A 21668-nucleotide genomic window follows, 5' to 3' on the forward strand; every position below is an offset into this window, starting at 1 on the left:
GTGATTAGGTTGGGTTTTTGGGGATAATAGAATTATGAAGGGTAACTCTGGATTAGCAATTCAGTTTAGGATATTCTTGTGGCTGTTTCTATGATGAATCCTCTTCTGCCCAACGTATAGGTTAACCTGCGTGTGGGGATAATCGTTCCTGCCATCTTGCGGATAATCAACTGCCTACTCGTCGAGTCTGAGTTCCAGTTTAAGGCGAAGTTTATGGCGCCTTCGGCGAAGTGGTTGATGGTGGTTTCTTCCTGTGGGGTTTGCATGCCTTCGGTTAGGAGCAGGAGTTGGAAGGTTTGGCTTTTGCGGTTTTGATGGGTCATAGAGGTCAATAGGTTGACGATGTCTTGTATGTTGTGGCTGAGTAGCAGTTCTGAGACTGAGTCTATGGCTACTGCTCTTGATTGCCGCATTTCGGTTAAGATGGCTTCTGATAGGTCGCTTGTTTTGGTGTCTTTGAGGCTCTCGAAGCGCCATGCGCCGCTTTCTTCTGTGGGTGTGAGGTTCCAGCCGTATGCTGCCATGTCTTCTCGGACGCTTTCGGCTGTGGCGTTGACTGTGAAGTAGGTGACTGGGCAGGTTTTTACGCGGTAGAACAGGACTTGTCGTGCGAAGACTTCGTTGCCTGAGCCTGGCGCGCCTGAGAGGAGTATGATTTTGGGTGGTAGGCCTCCAAGTAGGAATTCGTCGAAGCCCGCGATGCCAGTCTTCACAGGTATCATAATAGTCAAACCATAAGATAACGGGTGGTATGTAATAACTTTTCTAAGTTTTCAATCCAGATTAGGCGTTCAGGAATCGAATATAAAACTTTTTAGCGTTAACCTGTTGCTGAAATATTATGGTTCCAGATAGAATATTAATCCATCATACTTATTAAGCGAGTTTTCGGTACATGAACAACAAATAACCAACCAGAAAGGGAGAAAAAACAAAAAATGAACTTCATGAAAAATGTAAGAAAGTTCCGTAAAAACGCGCGTGCAATCTCACCAGTAATCGCCACACTTTTAATGATCGCCATAGCAGTCGTAGCCTCACTCGTAACCTACGCATGGGTCATGGGATACATGAGCTTCCAGACCGAGAAAACAGGCAAAGCAATACTAATCCAAAGCGTAACCTATGATGGAAAGGCGACTGGCGGTGTTAATGATGTCTTTACTGTTTACCTCCAGAATGTAGGCGACTCAGATGTTCAAATGATAAGCCCCGCAGGAGTTAAGAGCACAATATACATCGAAGGGAAACCAGCAACCGTTGGCGAAATCAAAGTTGGTACAACTTCAAACCCAGCAGCATTAGCCACTGAAGCGACAGCCTCAATAAAACTCACAACAGATGGAGCATTACCCGCTGGTGTTCAATCAATCACAATCAAGGTTACAACTATTGACGGAACTCAAACCGAAATAACAAAACAATTCACAATTAATCCAACTCCAACTCCAACTTGAGAGTGAATTGTTTCTGTTCTATTTTCCTTTTTTTAAATTTTTATTAATGATTACTAAGACATAATATTGATAAGAGAGGGGAACCGTTCAGTTGAAAGCAGACAAAGAGGGCTTCAAGAAAGTGTTTTCGCGCAAAAAACCAGCCGAAACTCTACAACAACCAGTAACCATACCACCCATCGTTGTGGAAGAAAAAAAGAGTAAACCCCGCCTTTCTCTGCGTAAAAAACCCAAAACCGAAGCCCCCGCACCCGTAGCTGCCGCTGAAGAAGCGGAGCCCCAATCGGCTGAACCCTCTAACATCAAAGTCCTCGAATCTTACCCGCTCATTGAGCCGTTTGCTTATGCCAAATTGGTTAAAGACCTTGACCGAGGAACCATCCAGTACATAGTCGAGGAACCCACCCTGACCAGCAGCGACAAAGTTCACCTCAAGCGGCTCAAAGATATCCTTAACCAAGTCATAACCATGAAGCCCGCGGACTTAAAATCTAAAGAAACCGCGACAAGGTACTTGGTTGCCAAGAGTAAAGAAATCTTTGAAGATTACGACTTTAAAATCGACAAAGCTACCCAAGATAAACTCCTCTACTGCATTGTGCGGGACAATTTGGGTTTTGGCAAAATCGACGCTTTAATGCATGATCAACTCATCGAAGACCTCTCATGCGACGGCGTCAACGTCCCCTTGTTTGTTTGGCACCGCAAATCTGAATCCATCCCCACAAACGTCAAATTCGAAACTGCAGAAGAACTTGACTCTTTTGCGCTCCGATTGGCTTACATGTGCGGCGCCCACGTTTCCATCGCGCAGCCGTTGCTTGATGCGAGTTTACCTGACGGAAGCAGAATTAACCTGACTTTTGGCAGCGAAGTCACCCGCAAAGGCTCCACTTTCACCATACGCAAATTCAAAATTGACCCCTTCACAGTCACCGACTTGGTTACTTTTAACACGATTTCGGCGGAGATGGCAGCGTTCTTCTGGTACGCAGTCGAAAACCGAGTTTCGATTCTCGTGGCTGGAGGCATCGCAGCGGGCAAAACCACCTTGCTAAACTGCCTCAGCATGTTCATCAAACCCGACCTAAAAGTCGTCTCCATCGAAGACACCCCTGAAATCAATTTGCCCCATGAGAACTGGATTCCTGCAACCACCAGAAGCCACTTTGGCGTCGCCACAGATTCAGCCGACGTAACCCTCTTTGATTTGCTAAAGGCTTCGTTGCGGCAGAGACCTGACTACATCATCGTGGGCGAAATCAGGGGCGCAGAAGCCTACACGCTGTTCCAAGCGGTCAGCACAGGCCACCTCGGCATGTCCACCGTGCACGCAGAATCAGTCGAATCCGCAGTTTACCGCCTAGAATCCGCACCCATGAACATCCCAAGAACACTCATCGCGGGAATAGACCTCATTTTGGTGCAGAAACGCATCGAAATTAAGGGCAAACCCGCCAGAAAAACCGTTGCCGCCTCAGAAATCGTCGGCTTAGATCCCCGTTCAGGCGAAATCTTAACCAACGAGGTTTACCGCTGGAATTCTGGCAGCGAAACCTTCGATTACACTGGCAGAAGCTACATCCTCGAAAAAATCGCAGAGAAAACAGGCTTAAGCATCGAGCAAGCTGAGCAGGAACTGAAGAACCGCACCAAAATCATAAAATGGATGACTAAAAAAGGCATACGAAACTACAAAGACGTCTCAAACATCATCCGCTCCTACCTAGAGAACCCTGCCCGCGTACTCTCGGAGGCTTCAAAAGACGAATAAGACCCTGCTTTCCCTCTTTCTTAGAGTCTCAACGTACGTTCCCAAATCCTTAACTAACGAACTCAAAAGCCTACAGGACAACCTTGAGAAGGCTGGCGTGAAAATCACTTTTGACGCCTACATGGGCTTAACCGCGTTTGCCACGTTACTCGCCACGGTTTTGGGGTTTGTGATTTCACTGGCAGTATTAGCGGCAAGAGGCCCCATAGTTCCCGCATTAATCTTCTCCATAATCGCAGCCATGATGGCGGCACTCATCTCTTTCGGCGCCTGCTATGCTTACCCGATTCTGCAGATATCCTCCAAAGTCAGAAAAATCGAGGCCAACCTCCCCATGACCGCCAACTTTATGTCCGTCTTAGCCAGCTCAGGCATGCCCCCAGAACGCATATTCCGCTCCTTAGCCAACGTCGGAGACGAATTCGGCGTGGGCGACGAAGTACGCCGCGCAGTAGCCGACACCGAAATCATGGGCTTAGACTTAAACGATGCCTTGAGGCGGGCCTCGGTGCGGTCTGCTTCCCGCAAGTTCGGCGCGATGCTGGACGGTATCGTGGCGACTTCGCACATGGGCGGCGACTTGGCTTCGTATCTGCGTGACGAGGCGGATAAATTCAAGAAAGCCCGCACAACCGCCATGAAAAGTTTCCTTGATAGTTTAGCGGGTATGGCAGAGATGTATGTTAGCTTCATGATTGCACTGCCACTGGTGCTCGTAGTTATGCTCTCAGTTATGTCGTTTTTGGGGGGTAGCATCTCATTGTTCGGCGGCTTAGACCCCTCTGCCGTTATGATACTGATGACCTTCGTTGTTACCCCCGCGGGCGTAATGATTATGCTCCTGCTGGTCGATTCACTGACTCCACCGAGGTAGACTCCATGGGAAAAGTAACCGTACAAACAAAGCAACGCGTGCTCGCAGCATCATTGATCGCCGTCATGATACTGGTGGTTTCAGTCGCAGCCATATCCATGCGGGCCCTGGCAACCTACATAAACGAAATCTTCTTTGTCAGCTGCCTCATCGTCTTGGTGCCCTCTGCCATTCTGGACTTTAAACATCAAAGATGGATATCAGCCATCGAAGACCAAATGCCCCTGCTCGTTAGGGGTGTGGCTGAGTCGCAGGAGACAGGCATGACCTTGGTGCGTGCGTTTGAGAAAGTGGTGGATAACAACATGGTCAGCGGACCACTGGCTAAGGAGGTTAAGCAGATGGTTGTGCAGATGTCTTGGGGCACCTCCTTTGAAGACGCCTTAACAAACTTCAAGAATAACATAAACTCGCCGATAGTCAACCGATTCTGCGTCCTCGTCTTGGAGGCGAGCCACTCAGGCGGCACCATCAAAAAAGTTTTCACCGCCACCTCCGGTTTCATGGAGGAAATGAAGGAAATCGACCGCGACACCAGCGCCCAGATGAAGCCCTACATCATCGTCATCTACGCAGCGTTCGCCGTGTTCTTGGTTACTGCGATTTTGCTGGTCAGCAGCTTCTTTGCCCCCTTGGAGGGCTCAAAAGATGTGCTTAGCAGTTTAACCAGCGGCGGCGGCACGAGCAACTTCAAAGAATTCTTCTACCAGAACATGATGGTTTCGGCGTTGACTGGCGGTTTGATGGCTGGCAAAATCGGGGAACGCCGAGTGGCAGGCGGCTTGAAACACAGCATCTTGTTGCTGGTTGCGGGGTACGCGATTTTCTTGGCTGCTATACCGCCAAGTTGGATGTGAAACATGAAATGAAGCGACTACTAAAATCCAAAAGTGGGGTTTCACCCGTCATCGCAACGGTACTGATGATTCTGGTTACGATGGTTGGGATGACGCTGCTGTTCGGTTTTGTCACGTACTACGCAGATACCTACCAATCGGGCATAGGCAGCCAAGTCAGAGAATTGCTAGTCGTAGAAGACATATGGATAAACCCCCCAGGTTCAGATTTAAACCATGTCCCTGTCAAGATATCCATCTATAACGCTGGCAAAATAGATTCAATTATCACATCGGTTTATGTGAATGGCTTGTCTTTGACAGAAAAATCTCCAGATGATGATTCCTATAACAACTTTAATTTAAACATAAAAGTACCCCAAGGAGGTCACATAAGCGTTACACTCTACAGAAATGTAGGGGTTTGGTCTCCAGGTGAATACACTTTCACAGTTGGAACTAAAACGGGTTCAACCTTCGACACAAACTATAGAATACCATAGTGAGGAAAAATGATGTTCAAAAGACTGTTGAACGACAAAAAAGGCGCGGCGGAAGTAGTTGGCACAGTGATGTTCATAGTCATCTTGATGTTCTTCTTCACAAACGTGTACCTCTGGCATGATGCGGCAGTCAAAGAAATGAACGACCTATACGCAGAAAAACTAAATTCACAAATATCAATAGAAGACAAAAACACCGACGGATTCGTACATGGCTACAACCCCACCACTCATGTTCTATTGGTGAAAAACAATGGTGGGGTGGATGCAATAATAGAATGTTACTGGATAAACCACGATATGACTGAAATCCCTGACGATGCACCCGATAGCGTTAAGTTGGTTCGTGCAGGCACTGGCGCGATGGAACTCCGTTTGGAAAACGTTCCTGCCAATATTGAGGTTATCAAAGTTATTACCACTACAGGCAACATCGCTAAGTGGGTACCCTAAGAATCAACTGACTGAAGACTCAAAAAGAAGGAAGAAAATTTTTTGTTTTAGTTTGTCCAGTCTAGCGTTGGTTGACTATACGCGGTGAGCGCTTCGCCCGTGTAGCTAAACGTCAAATTCACCGTCTGCGTTTGGCCTGCCGCGATGTCTGGCAGCAACTTGCTGGTGTCGATGGCGGTGGCGTTGCCGCTTTGCAAGGCATAAACGTGCAGAGTCACGCTTTTGGCGGTGCCGTTGCCGACGTTTTCGATTGTGCCTTTTACTTGGAGGTAGGGGTTGTGGCTGTTGGTGCGGTTGTCCACCACTTGCAGGTTGGCTTCGAGTTTGGGCACGAAGGTGTCTTGGGGTGGAGGGGTTTGGCTGCCGGGGAACATTACAATCGCTACGTAAGTAACTGCTGCGATGACTAAAACGGCGACTACGCCTAGGACTATTAGTTTTCTTTTCTTGGCTGTTTGAGCCATAAATATTCGCCTGTTATGCTCTACGGTTGTTTTGGGATAAGTATCTTTCGCCTGTTTGGTTGTTGAGGAGGCGGTTTATGGGAGGGGTTTTTGGAGGAGGCGTTCTATGGCTTTTTTGCGTGCCCGTGTGATTGTTTCCATCATGTTCACCTTTCTGGTTTTGTGTTGGATAACTGCATAGTTTAATATAAAGATTATTATGAAATGTTCACATAAAGCGGAAAACACTAAATAGATGTAAGCCCAAAACTAATAATCCCTGAACAAACAAACCTTCACCGACCACAAAACACCAAAAAAGCCAACAACAATTCCCCCTCAAACAAAGACCAACCAAAAACTAGCTGGCATTTCTACTGCTACGCAACATTCACTTTCAAGGCGCGCGACAAGTTAACTCCACTAAGCACCCACTCCCCCGCCGACAACCCCGCCGCCGCCTCCGGAAGCACCTCCAAATCCACATTCTGACTGGTTTTGCCTGCGAGTTGCGTGGCGACTTGGCTGAGGATTTCGCTGCCCAACGCGGACGGTGACGATGTGATCATGCAGAGCGCTAAGCCGACTTTGCGTCCTTTCGAGAGTGCCTCGGCGAGCTCAAACCCAACGAGGTTCTCCGCCTCCTCCACCACGACAAGCGTGGGGCCAATTTTGTCTTCTAAGCGCAACTTCAAAAGCCTCACTAAAGCTTCCGAATAGGCTGCCTGCTTCTCAGTAAGCGACAACTTTACCGCAGAAACCCCGACCACACGCGGCTTACCCAACTCTTTCTGCAACCCCTCCACAGCCCCAACATCCAGATTCACCTGCACCACATCCCCATACTCGCCGTATGGGTCGAAGATGACGATGCGTGTGGCTGCGGCGGCTTGGGTGGCGCGGATGAGTTTTTTGGCTGTGACGGTTTTGCCTGCGCCTGCATCCGCGGAGATGAGGCTGTGTTGGCCGGTGAAGTCCTCGGCGTCTATGAATGCTTTGACGGGTCCGCTGCTGGCTTCCTCTAAGGCTGCGCCTTCGTAGGTGCCGATTTCGATGGGCGCTTTGAAGGGTTGCCCTTTCTGGTTACGGTTCAAAATATCCTGCAAGAAGCCCTTAAGCGGGATGTAGACGCGGCTGCCCGGCGTCGGCGGCACCAACACCCTCCGCAAAGGCTTGGCTTCAGCGGATAGGTCGATGCAGCCCAAAACGTGCGCGATGGCCAGCATCTTGCCTTTGCGTTCGTTTATGGTGGAGCCCGCGATCTCTTCGTAGCTGGAGATGTCTTTGATGACTGCCAAAATCTGGGTTTGGTCGCCCAGCAAGGGGTGGTCGACGATTACGTAGTCGCCCTTCTGCACGCCCACGCGGCTCTTAGGGGGACTGACTAGAAACGTGAATTGTTCGATGTGGCTGTCGTTTGAGATGAGTCCAAAATGTTCTCTGACGCGGACGGAAGTGTGGTCCAAATCTGTTGCCTCTTGGTTGCTTGTCTATTGGGGGGTTGGGCTTTTGAATTTATCGTATTTTGGATTCATGTAGCGGCTGGTTTGGGCAATATTTTAAATAATAAATGTACCCCCACCATTTACGCGGAGTAATCTCACAGAGGATTGGGTATGGTCAAAAACGTAGAACCCCCACTTAGACCCGAATTCGTAAAAGCAGTGAAGCGCGCCGCTAAATGTGGCAGGTTTGTTGTGGTGGAAGATTTCGCGGCTGAGTATGGTTTGAAATAGGGGGTTCGGTTTCCGAATAAAAAGCGCCAAAGCGGGGTTTTAGCAGCCATTTTTCCTGTATTTTATGGGCGTAAATAGAGGATTATTACATGACTTTTTATATACGCCCAACCGAGTAACTACCGCTAACTAAAAACTAGTTATAATACGTGAGAAGGGAAAAAACAATTGAAAAGAGCAATTAACGTAAGAAACATCACCAAACTCAAACGAAACGTAAAAGCAATCTCACCCGTAATCGCAACCCTACTGATGATAGCCATAGCCGTCGTAGCCTCACTAGTAGTCTACGCATGGATAAACGGCTACATGAACTTCCAAACAGAAAAAGCAGGACAAGCCATAGCCATACCAAGCTTCGCCGTAGCTGACGATAAAAGAATGGTCATCTACGTCCAAAACGTTGGACAAGGAACCGTCGAAGTCGGCTCAGTCTACATAGACGGCGAACTGAAAAATTTTGAAACTGATAACAGTGTAATTCCTGAAGGCGGCACAATCGCACTAATCGTAAGCGGAGAATACAATTCAAACACACGCTACGACATCAAAGTAACCACCACCGGCGGCACATCCATGACCGCCACAGGCAAACCAGGCACAGGCACCAGCGGACCCGTAACTCCAGGTAACAATGCACCCACTGCACAGTTCACTTACACAGCAAACTACCTCACCGTCCAATTCACCGATACCTCAACCGACAGCGACGGTACAATAGCCTCCCGCACATGGGACTTCGGCGACACCCAAACAAGCACAGACACCAACCCGTCCCACACTTACGCTTCAGAGGGAACTTATACCGTAACTTTAACCGTCACCGACAACGGCGGCAAAACAGACACTTACTCACAAGATATTCAAGTCTCCGACTCGCTATCCGTAAGCATCAGCCCAGTGGGTCCATTAACTATGACTGCTGGCAATAAACAGACCTTCACTGCCTCCGTTACTGGCGGTGTCGGCGCAAAGTCCTATCAATGGTACTTGGATGGCACCATAGTTTCTGGTCAGACCAGCTCCACCTACGAATATACTGCTTCAGTTACCGGTTCACCCCATACCGTTTACGTAAAAGTAACCGACAGTGCAACCCCACCAGTTTCACTTGACTCAAACTCAGTAACTATAACTGTGAATGCTGCGACAGTTGCCATACAATTTAGACAAAACGGAGCAGGCAGCGATGCAACCCAAGCCATAGTTACCATCGACTCAGTAACATACACTTACGCACAACTACAAACATTATCCTTCAACTGGGTACCCGGAACCACCCACTCAATCAGCGCATCCACAACAGTAGCGGCAGGAACAGGAAAACAATATGCATGGACAAGCTGGAGCATCGGCGGCTCAGCCTCCCAAACATACACAACCCCCAACTCAGCAGCAACCGTGACAGCCAACTACAAGACCCAATATCAATGTTCTTTCGGTGCAGGTAACATAGGCACAGGTTATACAGGCACAGTGCTCACAGTAGGCTCAACAACTTACACAAGCCTTCCACAAAACAACCTCTGGGTTGACAGCGGCACCACATATTCCTACACAGGCACAGTTCCAGCAGGCACTGGCAAACAATACGTCTTAACAGGCACAACAGGTTTAGCTACCCCAATAATAACCTCAGGTACAGCCACACCAACATACAAAACACAATACTATGTTACTTTCGAAGTTAGTCCATCTGGTTCAGGTACCACTACCGCATCTGGTTGGTTTGACGGTGGTGTATCAGGCCAAGCAATATCTGCAAGCCCAAATAGCGGATATACTTTCTCAGCGTGGTCTAACCCATCTGGTTCAGTAACATTCGCTAGCTCAGGTTCAGCATCAACAACTATGACCGTCAATTCTGCAAGCACCGTTAGAGCAACTTTCACAGTTCAAGACCATTATATTGATACATCCACTCAAGGCCTTCATAATACAGCGCAACGCGGAACGATAACTAATTTCAACAACATGCAAGATGGCGATAGTGACTTTGGTACAATTACCGAAAGTAGCAGTACCGATGGTAGACGTGCTGACATCCAAATGCAATTTACCAGCGTAAGTAACTATGCATCATATACTGCTTTAGAAATAAAAACTGGCACCGGTTCATATGGTTCTCCAGGTGAAAACTTAAACGTTTACTACTGGAGCGGCTCGCAATGGGTCTCATTGGGTACAATGTCTCAATCTAGCTATACATACACTTTTACAGTTGCTCTAAGCAGTTCATCGTTCGACATTAGATTCGTTGACTCAAATACTGGCTCTGATAGCAATACCAGCAGTTGGAATATCGAATTCGTTAGACTATCTGCATAAGAAAAATATTTTCTTCTTTTTTCTTTTGTTATTTTTTCGATTTAGAAAAACTTCAATGTTAGTTTGAGCTTTCAAATTGTTAGACCTTGGTGATTCTTTGCTCTAAGTACAGGTAGGGCGGCGGTTGAGAGATGGCGTGGTTCTCAACATAGAAAAACAGTTATTTTAGAATTTTATTTGTTCTATTTTCTGTTTGTTTTTTTTTACTTTTCGGATTGGGTGGCGTGGCTTCGGGTTGTTATTGTGTTGTTTTGGTGTTTGGGGTTGTGTTGGTCTCTTTTTTGTTCTTTTGTTGTTTGGTAGGGTTTGCCTGTTTTGTCTTTGGGTGGGTGTGTGGGTTGGTGGTGGCGGTGTGCTTCGGCTACTTCGAGCGCCTCTGGACAGCCTTGAAATAACTGGGGTTTAGCTGCTTTAAATAAGGGAGGGGGCCTCTGCTTTGAGACGTCGCGTGGTTCCCTACATGGCAACAAGGGTTTAGAACTTTTTATTGATTGTTTTATTTTGAAGCACATTAATTTTATATACGTAAGTAGTATTACATTTTTGTATGACAGAAATCGTTACCGTCAGAGTCAAAAAAACCCTCAAAGAAAAAACACGAAAATACAAAATAGACATAAGCAAAACCGTCAGGGCAGCTCTTGAAGCAGAAATCAAAAAACACGAACAAGAAGAACTATCACAAGCCCTCAGCGACATAAAAATTATCTTGCAAAAAATTCCTGACGAAGAAATCGCGAAAGCCATAAGGGAATCAAGAGACCAAAGATGAAGCGCTACCTCCTAGATGCCAGCTCCTTTATGCTTTTAATGAAAACAGCAGACCCACAAACAACACTGACTTATCTAGAAGCATCCTGCATACTTGACTTAACATTTTACGAAGTTGGAAACGCAATCTTCAAAGAAACCTACATAACCAACTTTTTAACAAAACAAGAATCAGAAACCCTAAAAAACAGAATGCAAAAAATATTCTCAGCAACCCAAAAACTATCCCCAACACCAGACCAATTCCAACAGATACTCGACATTTCAGAAAGCGAAAAACTCACCTTCTACGATGCAAGCTACCTTTTTGCAGCAAAAGAAAACGGACTAATTTTAGTCACAGAAGACAAACAATTAAAAAATAAAGCCCAAAAACACATCCAAACAACAAATGCGGTAACCCTAAACGCTACAAAACCAAAAGAAGAATAACAACCCCCAAAAATAATTGAAGCGTGTTAGGTAGGGTGGGGAAGGGTCCACTGAGGTAGGTCCTAAATGCACACTTTACTGCGCGTGTTGAAGGGTGGGCTGGAACCTATGCGGTATTGTCGGCATAGGGCACGTTATATGTCTATGACGCTCTTTCGCTAAAGCCTATTATTACCCGAAAATTAATTAAGTAAGAATTTTAATACTGTAATACCTGGAATTAAAGTTGGAAATTGAATTCGAAGTAGCAGAAAAAGAGGTTGTAGTGACAAAGAAGGGTCAAACAACCATTCCCGTGAGCCTGCGCAAGAAGTACAAAATCCAAGAGGGAACAAAACTTGCGGTGCTCGATACAGAGGACGGCATTTTGCTTAAGCCTAAAAAGTCAATTTGGGACAGCGTAGGCGCATACTCGCAGTATGGGTCTCCCGAGGAAATGAAGAAACTACTCGATAAACTCAGGGAAGAAGATGAATAAAGCAGTTTATGATACCCGTTTTTTTATGGAGTTATACTATTCAAGCGATAGTGAAGTAATAAAAAAGATTAAGCAGGAGCAAAATCGGAAAGAGCGATTCATTTCAGCAGCTGTTATTTATGAAGTTTACAAGTTGGCGATAGTTAGGGAAGGACGGGAAATAGCGAAAATAAAAGTCACTGAAATACGAAACAGTTTTCAAATAATCCCCGTTAGTGACCAAATTGCAGAGTTTGCCGCCCAACTAAGCCATAAATACCAACTCTCAATGGGTGACAGTATAATTGCGGCGACAGCAGCCCTGTTAGATGCTGTTTGTTTCTCCGACGATGTGCACTTTGGGAAAATCAGAGAAATCAAAACCGCATGGATATAAAGCAATCATCTTCTTTTTTAATCAAAGACGTGACAGCACTTGCTTACTCTTTAGGCGCATTTTTGTATGGTTGCTTGTACTTCTTGGGATATGTCTTTGGATAGGGGTTGTATGGCGTTTGTGGATGCTTTCCAGATTTCTATGCCTACAAAGTTTTGGTCTTTATCTATATCGGCGTAGACATCTTCGCTTAGCATGCGGGTGTCGTTGATTTTGGCGTCTTTGAGTTTGATGTATAGTATGTCGGCTTTGCGGTCGTATTCTATCTTCATTTGATTTTCTCCCATACGTTGGCTTTCAGCTTGGTATCGATTATGTCTTGGGCGGATGATGAAATAAAAGTTGTTATAACCTTTACCTATCGCCTTCGGATGCGTAAACAACCAGGCGCTGTTGCCCCGTCGAGTTTTTTGAAGGCAACGTAGGCTGCAGATGAGAGATCATAGAAGACGCTGGTGGGTTCGAGGATTGCTTGCATGATGGCTTTTTCGGTTATGCCTCGTTCTTTGGCACGGTATTTTCCATGAGAGGTAAACTTCATGTTAGCTGGTGTCTGTGGAGTGCGATTATTAATTTTTCCATCTGAGAATAACAGGGACCTTAAAATGCGAACCCCATCCTACTACATCCGTACCCACACATGCGGGCATCATTGTGTCAAAGGAATAATCAATGCATACATTTTGATAAAAGGGGCAGTTCAGTTGCTCGCACAAGTAGCTTGCCGATGACTTGGGCTCAGTCTTTAGCCTTTAAATAAGGGAGGGGAGGTCACGCAAGAGAGATGGCGTGATTTTAAAAGGAGCCTGTTTTGATGCGCTTCTTCTGTTCGTAAGCTTCTTTTTGCTTGATGTAGTCTTGATGCTTTGAGATTAAGTTGCGGATTTGGTGATTGATGAAGTCATCTACGCTTAGGAACTCGGTGTCTAGGTCTTGGAGGGCTTGCTGGGTTTTTTCGTATTCGTCTTTGGTGATTTCTATGCATACGTATTGGTCTTTTTGGGCGCGGAGTTGTTTTCGGATGGCGTCGCGGATGAATTCTTCGCGGCTGGTGTAGCCGAGGTTGCGGTTGGTTTCGATGAAGGTTTGGGTTTCGTTTAGGAGTTCGGGGGGGAGTGAGATGCTGGTGGAGAGGAGGTTTTCGATGGCGTCGGTGTAGGTTTGCATTTTCATGGTTTGGGCGGTGATTTCGCCTAGCATGGCGGTTAGTTTTTGGTGGGCGTCGTCGGATATGCGGAGGGTTTTCATGTACTTTGCCTGTTAATATTTGGTATAGGAAAGCTAATAAAGCTTTTCAGTATACACAGTATACACAGTGTAAGGAGACTACAAAGTTGAGGCACAACATAAGCATAACCATGGACCAAAAACTCTTCCGACAACTCGAAACCATACGCGGAAGAGAAAAAAGAAGCACATTCATCGAACACCTAATAGTTCTAGGCTTACAAGATTATGCTAACAAAAAAGAAAAGAAAAACGGGGACAACCTCTTCCCCGCATACATAGCAGATTTTAAACCTAAATCCGCTTAACCCTACTCAATCTTCCATTTCTTAGCAACTTTCACCACAATAAACGCAATGAAAGCCACGATAATGAAAGTAATCAACGCAGATATGAAGGCACCATAGGCGAATATTTGGTTGTTGACTTCGAAAGTTGCATCAGCTAGATTGCCAAGGCCCGGCAAAGCTAAGCCGATTAGAGGCATAATGAAGCCTGTGACAAGCGACTGAACCAACGTGCCCAAGTACAAACCTAACACGAAAGCAATGGCTAAGCCAAGAATTTTATATTTTGATAGGAAGTCTTTGAATTCATTCCAAAGCCCCTTTGGTGGAGCGGGTGCGGGTGCTTTTTCTACTGCTTCACGGATTTTCTTTAATTCTGCTAACATTTCATCCTCTTTAGTCAAGTTATTCAGCCTCTGAATACTATTCGGAGTGTTAGCTTTAAATAACTATTGCCCGTCTGCTCAAACACAAACACACCCCACCATGCTCACCCGACCAAAACCCATATAGCCCCGCTTAAAGCTCAAACCATCAACCTAAGTCATCATTCTAAAGGGCACCCCATGAACCGACAAGAAGTATACCGAATGTTCAAAACCGCATTCACCGCTTGGCTACACCACAACTCCACCCTCCACGCGGCCGCACTCACTTTCTTCATAATCCTGCCCCTGCCGACACTGCTACTGATCGTGACAGCGATTTTTGAGCAGTTCTTAGGCCAAACCCAAGCCATCCAACTCCTAGTCCAACAAATAACCGCCGTCGTTGGCCCTGCCGTGGCGGAACTGTTCAGTCAACTAATCGTGAGCACTGGTTCACCCTTTACTTCGGTTTGGACCACTGTGGTGGTTGTTGGTTTCTCAGTCGGTGGCGCCATCGGCGCGTTTTCTGTGTTGCGGGATACGATGGATATCATTTGGGAGGTTAAGGTGCCAAAGGGTCAGCCGCTTTGGAAGCGGATTCGGCAAAAGATTGTGCCGTTTGCGTTGGTTTCGGCGTTGGGTTTGATTGTGATTGCTTGGACGGGTATAGCGGGCAGGTTGTTTAGTGTCATTGTTTTTCTTTCAGTTGATGAAGGGTTAACTTTGGTTGCTCTTCAAGCGGCGCAGGTTCTGCTTTCGTTTGCGGTGGCAACGTTGCTGTTGGCGATTGTGTACAAGATGATTCCCCAAACCAAAGTACACTGGCAAGACGTAGCGTTAGCCTCAACCGTGACAGGCATAGTTTTCACGGCAACCAACTACCTATTCGGAGCCTACATCCAAACCTTCCCAGTCACCACCGTTGCAGGCGCAGCGGGAGCTTTGCTTATTATTTTGCTGTGGATTTTTGTGCTCAACCAAATCGTGCTCTTCGGCGCGGAACTCTCAAAAACCTACGCCACAACCGTGGGCACCCATGCCAAGCAGCATCTGCCCCCGTCGATTCAAAAGTTCATTGAACCCCTGCAGAAGGTTGGCGAAAAGATTGAGGATGCACTAAAAGAAAACTCCGCTCAACCGCCTAAAGAAGCAGAGGCCCCTGCACAGAAAGAGCCGTGAAAACATAGAGTTATTGGGATGGTGGGCCGAGGCGGATTTGAACTGCCGACCTTTCGATTATCAGTCGAACGCTCCAGCCGTGCTGAGCTACCGGCCCCCAATTGACGTGTCAGAAGTAAATACTAGCGTGGGTTTATAAGAATAACGGATAAGGGCGCCATCACAAGCCATAACATCTCACGATAGCACTTTTGTTAGATTGGATGTTGCAGAAAAACGCCTAAACAAAACAACAAGCTGTGGGCGTGGCTTTGGCGTCTGATTTGGTTTCCGCTGGAGTTGGCGGCTGTAGGTTGGTTGTGGCTTTTTTCACAAGCAGTTCCGCTTAGAGAGACGGCTTGAGCGGAGGTCAACTGCCCTTTTTTATAGGCCTCTTATTTAGGGGCGCATACGAAACCGTATCCAAAAAGGTTGGAACCACGCGACGTCTCAAAGCAGAGGCCCCCTCCCTTATATAAAGGCGCAACAGCAAGGCTTTGCTGACAAGTTGCTGCTTCAAGCAACTCCCGTACCTTCTCTATGTGTGCCCCGCAAGGTGGGTTTAAAAGGGTTTGCCATAAATCTTTATGTGCATCTCCTTTATTGTTTTGTGAGAAGCGTGGGCTCGTAGCCTAGCACGGATTAAGGTGTCGGCCTTCGGAGCCGGAGATCGTGGGTTCAAATCCCACCGGGCCCGCTTCCTTTACAATTCAGAACCCTAAAAAATGGTTGGGATGTGGCAGAAGTTTTTTAGGTTCGGTTTTGTCCTTCGCTTTTTGCGAAGTCTTCTTTGAATTTCTTGATTCCAATATCAGTCAGGGGGTGATTCCACATCTTTGCTAAAACATCAGCCGGTATGGTTGCTATGTGCGCCCCTGCTTTTGCTGCCTCCAAAACGTGAATAGGATGGCGGATGCTGGCAACGATAATCTTTGTTTTAAACCCGTAGTTTTTGTAAATCTGGATAATATCCCTAATCAAGTTCATGCCGTCTTCGGAAATATCATCTAGTCTTCCAATAAACGGCGACACATAGCTTGCCCCCGCCTTCGCCGCAATCAACGCTTGACCTGCACTAAAGACTAAGGTGATGTTTGTTTTAATTCCTCTGCTTTCAAGAATCTTGGCGGCTTTGATTCCTTCCTGAGTAAACGCAATCTTAACAACTATGTTTTTTGCCCATTTTGAATATGCTTCGCCCTCGCGAACAATCTCATCGCAGGTATCTGCGTTGCCTTCAACGGATATTGGTCCGTTTACTACTTTTGCAATCTCGGCAATTATCGCTTGTTGGCTTTTGCCGCCTTCTTTTGCGATAAGTGTGGGGTTAGTTGTTACTCCGTCGACCACTCCGAGAGCAACTGCTTTTTTTATCTGTTCAACATTTGCGGTATCTAGGAAGAATTCCATATTTTTCATCTCAGATTATTAGACATTATAATGGGAGTCAATTAAAACTTGCCCCATTACTCGGTTGTAGCTCGGTAGTTTTCTCGAACGAATTCTGCAATGCCCTCGCAGTCAAGTTTATATTTCTTCAAAAGTTCAAGAGGCTCTCCCGATTCACAGAACATGTTCTTGATGCCGTGCCGCCTTAACACACAAGGGGTCGACTTTCCTGATTCACTTAAAACCTCTGCGATTGCGCCGCCGAGTCCCCCTGTTATTTGGTGATCTTCAACACTGACGATGAAGCCTGTTCTTTTCGCCCAAAACCTGATTGCTTCGGTGTCTATTGGTTTAATTGTGTGGCAGTCGATTACGGCACACGAGATTCCTTCGGATTCAAGTTTCTCTGCTGCAAGTATTGATTCATACACTTGTGGTCCACACGCAAAGATCGCTACATCTTTTCCATCGCGGTAAGTGTTTGCCTTTCCAATTACGAAGGGTGTTAGATGTGTGGTGAATACGGGCATTTTTTCTCGGCAGGATCTGATGTAGACAGGATTTTTTGTTTTACTTGCTTCGATGGTTGCTTTTCTTGCTTCTTCAACATCTGCTGGAACGATAACGGTCATGTTGGGGAGAACTCGGGTGATTGCGATGTCTTCTAGGGCTTGGTGGGATGCGCCGTCGGGTCCAACTGTAACTCCAGTGTGGGAACCGTGCAATTTTACTGGTAGATTATTGTAACAGATTGAAACACGGACCTGATCCCAGTTGCGTCCAGGTGAAAAAACTCCGTACGCTGAGATGAAGACTGTTTTTCCACAAGAAGCAATACCTGCGGCTACACCTGCCAGGTTCTGTTCAGATACTCCAACTTGGACAAATCTGTCAGGATATTTTTCTGCGAACCAGTGTGTTCGGGTGCTTTCAGAGACGTCAGCAGTCATTACCCAAAGGTTGGGGTTTTCGGCTCCGATTTCAACTAATGCTTTTCCAAATCCGTCTCGACTTGGTTTTTTGCTTTGCGGCGTGTCAATGTTATCTATTAGGCCCATTTGTTTGTTGATTTTTGATGAATTCGTCATGTTAACACCACAGTCATTTCAGGTAAACCTGGACTACTCCTTTTGTTGATTGCGATAGAATTTTCGCTCCTGTTCAAGATCTTCTAAGGCTGTTGTTGCTTCTTTGTCACCTGGAGATTTGCCGTGCCACTCGGTGATAAATTCCATAAATGAGATATCTTTTCCAGGTATAGTGTGTGCGATTATCATCGTTGGTTTATCGATTATGGTTTTGGCTTCGTTGCAAGCGGAAATTATTTGTTGAATGTTGTGGCCGTCGATGTTGATTACGTGCCATCCGAAGGCTTTGTATTTTTCTTCGAGTGATTCGAGTGGAAGGACATCTTCAGTAAACCCGTCGATTTGGATGTTGTTGCGGTCCATTATTGCAACTAAATTGCCCAGTTTAAATTTGTTCGCTAAGAGGACTGCTTCCCATATTTGTCCCTCATTATGTTCCCCGTCTGAGCAAACACAGTAAACGCTCCAGCTCTTTTTTTCTCGTTTTGCAACAAGTGCCATTCCAACTGCAATCGAGAGTCCCTGACCGAGAGGACCTGAACTGTTCTCTATTCCAGGTAATGTTTCTCTGTGAGGATGCCCCTGTAATCTTGAACCCAGTTTTCTTAGGGTCATTAACTCTTCTTTGGGGAAGTATCCCGCTTCTGCCATTGTAGCGTATAATCCCGGACAGACGTGACCGTTAGATAAGACAAATCGGTCTCTGCCTTCCCAATTTGGGTTCTTGGGATCGTGGTTTAGAACATTGAAGTAAAGTGCTGTAAATATATCAGCTAAACCCATCGAGCCTGCAGGGTGACCCGATTTTGCTGCATGAAGCATCTTTACAATGCTTTGTCTAATGTTGTTCGATAACAGATAGAGTTTCTGTATATCCGTAACTTTGGTTGCGCCAATCGATGAATTGAGTTCAAGAAGCGTTTGCTTTGGACGTTCAGTGATCAATTTTGGAGGATTTACGTCTTCTGTCATTGGTTCCCACACACAGGTCTGCGATTTATCTCTACCTCGAATGCCTGAGTCGTAGATATTCTTAACTGCTTCAGGGATGTTTTTTGCCATAAAAATTGAGCTGGATGCGGCGAGGACATTGGCTCCTGCGGCACTTGCTCTCTCGGAGGTTTCGGGGTTTATTCCGCCGTCAACTTCGATTTCGAGTTCGGAGAATTTTGCTCGAAGAACCCTCATTTTAGATTCGACTTCAGCGATGTACTTTTGTCCACTGAAACCAGGATTGACTGTCATTAAGAGAACTTTTTTGACCTCTTTGTCGTTGAGGTAGGGATAAAGTTTTTCGACGGGGGTCGGTGGATTGATGGCGAGGCCTATTTTTCCGCCACCATTGAGTGCTTTCTCTATTTCGCTCCAATCAGAAATAGTTTCAACATGAACTAGATGCATGTGGTTGCCAGGGACTTTTGAAATCCAGTTGTGTGGGTCTTTTACCATCCAGTGGAATTCATACGAGATTCCCGAGGGAAGATCTGTTAAACTCTCAAGTCCAATCGTCTTGTTGGGGACAAAAATGTTGTCCATAATGTCGATATGGACGGCTGTAACGCTTGTTTTAACTTTGTCGATGTGGGCAAGCAAGTCTTCTCGACTTTTCACCAAGATTGCAGGGATTACTTCAACTTCCATCTGAATCAACTGTCAAGCGGTTTCTGATGTTTGTTTGTTTAACTCTCTGATTATTTTTAAATCTGTCTCGACAGAATCTCGAGAATATATAAACATTATCACTTACTTGCCATATAAGGACAGCCGCTACCTTAACCAGTATTATTCAGATTATTAACAATTCTATCTCAATTTGGGAGTATATTATAATAAAATTTTGTTCAAAATTATCGATGAATGAATATGTTTGGTAAGAACTGATCTTTTTAAAGCCAAGGTAATTTGAATCGAACAACCTTGCATTTTGGGCAAATTGCCAAAACTGCTTCGCCTTTAACGATTATTTCAGGCTCGTCTTTACTGCTACAATTTGGACAACCCTCTACTGTTGGCTCCATATTTTTCCCTGTTCCTCTTTTCTCAGATGGATAACTTTTTTTCTTTATGTAACGACTGCGTCCAAGTTAATACCCAAAGTATATTAAATTTTGTTGATAACCGCTAAAAATTCTCTGCTGAGCAGGTTAGCGCCTGCTCGATTATCCGTCGGGGATTCTTGGCAGACAAGGGTATGTGCTGTTAATCATTATAGAAAGTCTTTTAGCTGCTTCTTTATGCTTACAACCGCTGCAGGGCTTGGCACACTATCACTAACTACGATTTCTTTTGCACCCGCAGCCCTAATCCTATCAAACGCACAACCCACCAATAACCCATGAACTGAAGCGCAAACGATTCTTTTAGCTCCACCCTTTTTGCATACCTGCACAGCCTTAATCATCGTCTCTCCGCTAATGATCATGTCATCGATCAAAATAACGTCTCTACCTGCAATGTCTGCATCGAGTTTTTCAGAGGTTATTTGTCTAAAGGCAATTGGTCCATGGATGTAAGCGCCCATGGTTTTTTCCATGCTAATCCCGCCTAGTTTTTCAACAAAATGTGCGGAACCTTGATCGGGTGCAATAAAAACTGGGTTTGTTACTCGAGGACTAACATAATTTAGTAAGTCTGTCGCAATTGATCTGTTCTCTATAGATAATCCCGCGACATCCTTTTTGGCTTCACCTGATTCTATAAAGTGGCAATTAAAAGTTACGAGTTCATCAAGCCCCGCGCTGGCGAGTAATTTGATAATCATTCTTGCAGAATCAGTTTCGCCAGGTCTAGAAATCTCGTCTTGCCTAGAGTAGGGCAGATAGGGGATGATTGCAGTTACTTTTGCTGCAACGGGTTTTACTGCGCTTAAAATTTGGAAAAACTGTAGAAGACGTGAGTCTTGGTCTGGGTAACATCTGTGTAGGATTGTAACGTGTTTGCCTGTTAGTTTTTCAATCTGTGGAATGTATATGTAATTCTCGCAGTCATGGAATTTCTTTATCTGGATGTTTGGTTCTGCGAGGTCGGAACAGTTCGGACCAACTAATAGAAATTTTTCCATACCCCTAAATCGCCAGAACAGTATAAAAAGCCTACCTTATTTGATTAGCAAAAATAATCGTTTCCGAGGTTTATTTTCCCAAGAGCCTTGCTATGTAGCCAAACAGGCGTTTATGGGCAAGCTTAAGTCTAAGAAAATTTTGGGAGGGACGTTTATTCCCATACCGGATCTGTGGTGGTAAAAGTGACCTGTATTGAATCGCTTGGGAATTCAATGTGGCGGTTGATGTTTTTTGTGCTCTCTGCTGCAATGTCACCAAGAGAGATGGTTTGTGTCTTTAATTCCTGTTGAGTATCGGCGTTAAAGAAGCTAATGTCTACAGTGACGTTTTTTGCGTCTTTTTGTCCAAGGTTCTGAGCTGTGCCTTCCAGTATGTATGCTCCTACGTCTAGGTCGTATCCTCCCCCAAAGCTTGTGGCAATTGAGGCTTCTTGGATTTGAGGAGGTTCTGCAAAGATTGACCCTAGCATGCCTGAAAATAGCGTGACGCCAACAACGGAAACAGCAATGACTACAGTGAGAAGCGCCAATAGAATTATCTTAGATTTTTTCATGTTTGACTAACTCTTTAAAATCTAATAAAAGTTACCAAACGAAAACGATTGTTTCTTCATGCAATTTTGTTTTGT

At 45.7% G+C, this 21668-nt stretch carries 27 protein-coding genes, 2 tRNA genes and 3 pseudogenes; 16 read left to right on the top strand and 16 right to left on the bottom strand.

The window, feature by feature from the left end:
- Positions 1–65 precede the first annotated feature (65 nt).
- On the bottom strand, positions 66–722 hold the full coding sequence (locus tag NWE96_11275) for an RAD55 family ATPase (protein ID MCW3984554.1): 657 nt from the start codon (positions 720–722) through the stop codon (positions 66–68).
- A 225-nt stretch (positions 723–947) separates the two neighbouring features.
- Here NWE96_11275 and NWE96_11280 point away from each other — a divergent pair, with 225 nt between their 5' ends.
- From NWE96_11280 to NWE96_11305, 6 genes are all read left to right on the top strand, one after another.
- Positions 948–1457: a hypothetical protein gene (locus tag NWE96_11280; protein MCW3984555.1), complete on the top strand. Its 510-nt coding sequence runs from the start codon at positions 948–950 to the stop codon at positions 1455–1457.
- A 91-nt stretch (positions 1458–1548) separates the two neighbouring features.
- Positions 1549–3231: a type II/IV secretion system ATPase subunit gene (locus NWE96_11285; GenBank protein MCW3984556.1), complete on the top strand. Its 1683-nt coding sequence runs from the start codon at positions 1549–1551 to the stop codon at positions 3229–3231.
- A gap of 97 nt (positions 3232–3328) precedes the next feature.
- A complete protein-coding gene (locus NWE96_11290) occupies positions 3329–4105 on the top strand; it encodes a type II secretion system F family protein (GenBank protein MCW3984557.1) in 777 nt (258 codons plus the stop codon).
- A gap of 5 nt (positions 4106–4110) precedes the next feature.
- Positions 4111–4962: a type II secretion system F family protein gene (locus tag NWE96_11295; protein MCW3984558.1), complete on the top strand. Its 852-nt coding sequence runs from the start codon at positions 4111–4113 to the stop codon at positions 4960–4962.
- Between the two features lie 8 nt (positions 4963–4970).
- A complete protein-coding gene (locus NWE96_11300) occupies positions 4971–5444 on the top strand; it encodes a type IV pilin N-terminal domain-containing protein (protein MCW3984559.1) in 474 nt (157 codons plus the stop codon).
- Positions 5445–5453: 9 nt separating this feature from the next.
- Positions 5454–5897, top strand: a complete 444-nt coding sequence (locus tag NWE96_11305; GenBank protein MCW3984560.1) for a hypothetical protein — start codon at positions 5454–5456, stop codon at positions 5895–5897.
- A gap of 47 nt (positions 5898–5944) precedes the next feature.
- Here the strand turns inward: NWE96_11305 and NWE96_11310 are convergent, their stop codons facing one another.
- On the bottom strand, positions 5945–6361 hold the full coding sequence (locus NWE96_11310) for a hypothetical protein (GenBank protein MCW3984561.1): 417 nt from the start codon (positions 6359–6361) through the stop codon (positions 5945–5947).
- Positions 6362–6720: 359 nt separating this feature from the next.
- Positions 6721–7806: a DUF87 domain-containing protein gene (locus NWE96_11315; GenBank protein ID MCW3984562.1), complete on the bottom strand. Its 1086-nt coding sequence runs from the start codon at positions 7804–7806 to the stop codon at positions 6721–6723.
- A gap of 438 nt (positions 7807–8244) precedes the next feature.
- Here NWE96_11315 and NWE96_11320 point away from each other — a divergent pair.
- The 3 genes and pseudogenes from NWE96_11320 to NWE96_11330 all read left to right on the top strand — a co-directional run bounded on the left by NWE96_11320 (position 8245) and on the right by NWE96_11330 (position 10404).
- Positions 8245–8352: pseudogene (locus NWE96_11320) on the top strand (hypothetical protein).
- 354 nt (positions 8353–8706) lie between these two features.
- Positions 8707–8949 (top strand): annotated as a pseudogene (locus tag NWE96_11325) (PKD domain-containing protein).
- A 42-nt stretch (positions 8950–8991) separates the two neighbouring features.
- Positions 8992–10404 (top strand): hypothetical protein, encoded by a 1413-nt coding sequence (locus tag NWE96_11330; protein ID MCW3984563.1) that lies wholly within the window; start codon positions 8992–8994, stop codon positions 10402–10404.
- A gap of 203 nt (positions 10405–10607) precedes the next feature.
- On the opposite strand, the gene NWE96_11335 is transcribed toward NWE96_11330, so the two are convergent.
- Positions 10608–10874: a hypothetical protein gene (locus NWE96_11335; GenBank protein MCW3984564.1), complete on the bottom strand. Its 267-nt coding sequence runs from the start codon at positions 10872–10874 to the stop codon at positions 10608–10610.
- A 77-nt stretch (positions 10875–10951) separates the two neighbouring features.
- On the opposite strand from NWE96_11335, the gene NWE96_11340 reads away from it, so the two are divergent.
- The 4 genes from NWE96_11340 to NWE96_11355 all read left to right on the top strand — a co-directional run bounded on the left by NWE96_11340 (position 10952) and on the right by NWE96_11355 (position 12461).
- Complete coding sequence (locus NWE96_11340) at positions 10952–11176, top strand: type II toxin-antitoxin system CcdA family antitoxin (protein MCW3984565.1); 225 nt, start codon at positions 10952–10954, stop codon at positions 11174–11176.
- Positions 11173–11607: a type II toxin-antitoxin system VapC family toxin gene (locus NWE96_11345; protein ID MCW3984566.1), complete on the top strand. Its 435-nt coding sequence runs from the start codon at positions 11173–11175 to the stop codon at positions 11605–11607. Before NWE96_11340 ends, NWE96_11345 begins: the two co-directional genes overlap by 4 nt.
- Before the next feature lie 226 nt (positions 11608–11833).
- Positions 11834–12085: an AbrB/MazE/SpoVT family DNA-binding domain-containing protein gene (locus tag NWE96_11350; protein MCW3984567.1), complete on the top strand. Its 252-nt coding sequence runs from the start codon at positions 11834–11836 to the stop codon at positions 12083–12085.
- The gene (locus NWE96_11355) at positions 12078–12461 is read left to right on the top strand and encodes a PIN domain-containing protein (GenBank protein ID MCW3984568.1); all 384 of its coding nucleotides are present in this window, start codon (positions 12078–12080) and stop codon (positions 12459–12461) included. The genes NWE96_11350 and NWE96_11355 overlap by 8 nt, the downstream gene beginning before the upstream one ends.
- A gap of 50 nt (positions 12462–12511) precedes the next feature.
- Here NWE96_11355 and NWE96_11360 read toward each other — a convergent pair whose 3' ends face one another.
- The 3 genes from NWE96_11360 to NWE96_11370 form a co-directional block, all read right to left on the bottom strand.
- Positions 12512–12733 (bottom strand): DUF2283 domain-containing protein, encoded by a 222-nt coding sequence (locus tag NWE96_11360; protein MCW3984569.1) that lies wholly within the window; start codon positions 12731–12733, stop codon positions 12512–12514.
- 86 nt (positions 12734–12819) lie between these two features.
- On the bottom strand, positions 12820–13002 hold the full coding sequence (locus NWE96_11365) for a DUF4258 domain-containing protein (GenBank protein MCW3984570.1): 183 nt from the start codon (positions 13000–13002) through the stop codon (positions 12820–12822).
- 254 nt (positions 13003–13256) lie between these two features.
- A complete protein-coding gene (locus NWE96_11370; GenBank protein MCW3984571.1) occupies positions 13257–13709 on the bottom strand; it encodes a hypothetical protein in 453 nt (150 codons plus the stop codon).
- 86 nt (positions 13710–13795) lie between these two features.
- Between NWE96_11370 and NWE96_11375 the strand changes: the two genes are divergently transcribed.
- Complete coding sequence (locus NWE96_11375) at positions 13796–13996, top strand: hypothetical protein (protein MCW3984572.1); 201 nt, start codon at positions 13796–13798, stop codon at positions 13994–13996.
- A gap of 2 nt (positions 13997–13998) precedes the next feature.
- Here NWE96_11375 and NWE96_11380 read toward each other — a convergent pair whose 3' ends face one another.
- Positions 13999–14379, bottom strand: a complete 381-nt coding sequence (locus tag NWE96_11380) for an MscL family protein (GenBank protein MCW3984573.1) — start codon at positions 14377–14379, stop codon at positions 13999–14001.
- 162 nt (positions 14380–14541) lie between these two features.
- On the opposite strand from NWE96_11380, the gene NWE96_11385 reads away from it, so the two are divergent.
- Positions 14542–15522, top strand: a complete 981-nt coding sequence (locus NWE96_11385; protein MCW3984574.1) for a YihY/virulence factor BrkB family protein — start codon at positions 14542–14544, stop codon at positions 15520–15522.
- Positions 15523–15541: 19 nt separating this feature from the next.
- Here NWE96_11385 and NWE96_11390 read toward each other — a convergent pair.
- Together NWE96_11390 and NWE96_11395 are read right to left on the bottom strand one after the other, a co-directional pair.
- Positions 15542–15619 (bottom strand) — tRNA-Ile (locus NWE96_11390).
- Positions 15620–15716: 97 nt separating this feature from the next.
- Positions 15717–15875 (bottom strand): hypothetical protein, encoded by a 159-nt coding sequence (locus NWE96_11395; GenBank protein ID MCW3984575.1) that lies wholly within the window; start codon positions 15873–15875, stop codon positions 15717–15719.
- 247 nt (positions 15876–16122) lie between these two features.
- Between NWE96_11395 and NWE96_11400 the strand changes: the two genes are divergently transcribed.
- Positions 16123–16198: transfer RNA gene (locus tag NWE96_11400), tRNA-Arg, on the top strand.
- 53 nt (positions 16199–16251) lie between these two features.
- Here NWE96_11400 and fsa read toward each other — a convergent pair.
- From fsa to NWE96_11430, 6 genes and pseudogenes are all read right to left on the bottom strand, one after another.
- Positions 16252–16911 (bottom strand): fructose-6-phosphate aldolase, encoded by a 660-nt coding sequence (fsa, locus tag NWE96_11405; protein ID MCW3984576.1) that lies wholly within the window; start codon positions 16909–16911, stop codon positions 16252–16254.
- Between the two features lie 56 nt (positions 16912–16967).
- Complete coding sequence (locus tag NWE96_11410) at positions 16968–17978, bottom strand: transketolase family protein (GenBank protein MCW3984577.1); 1011 nt, start codon at positions 17976–17978, stop codon at positions 16968–16970.
- A 33-nt stretch (positions 17979–18011) separates the two neighbouring features.
- Positions 18012–18875: a transketolase gene (locus NWE96_11415; protein ID MCW3984578.1), complete on the bottom strand. Its 864-nt coding sequence runs from the start codon at positions 18873–18875 to the stop codon at positions 18012–18014.
- 177 nt (positions 18876–19052) lie between these two features.
- Positions 19053–19619: pseudogene (locus NWE96_11420) on the bottom strand (ribulose-phosphate 3-epimerase).
- A gap of 565 nt (positions 19620–20184) precedes the next feature.
- Positions 20185–21039: a ribose-phosphate diphosphokinase gene (gene prs / locus NWE96_11425; protein MCW3984579.1), complete on the bottom strand. Its 855-nt coding sequence runs from the start codon at positions 21037–21039 to the stop codon at positions 20185–20187.
- Positions 21040–21191: 152 nt separating this feature from the next.
- On the bottom strand, positions 21192–21593 hold the full coding sequence (locus NWE96_11430) for a hypothetical protein (GenBank protein ID MCW3984580.1): 402 nt from the start codon (positions 21591–21593) through the stop codon (positions 21192–21194).
- Positions 21594–21668 lie beyond the last annotated feature (75 nt).

This window comes from Candidatus Bathyarchaeota archaeon (assembly GCA_026014685.1).
GTDB lineage: Archaea > Thermoproteota > Bathyarchaeia > Bathyarchaeales > Bathycorpusculaceae > Bathycorpusculum.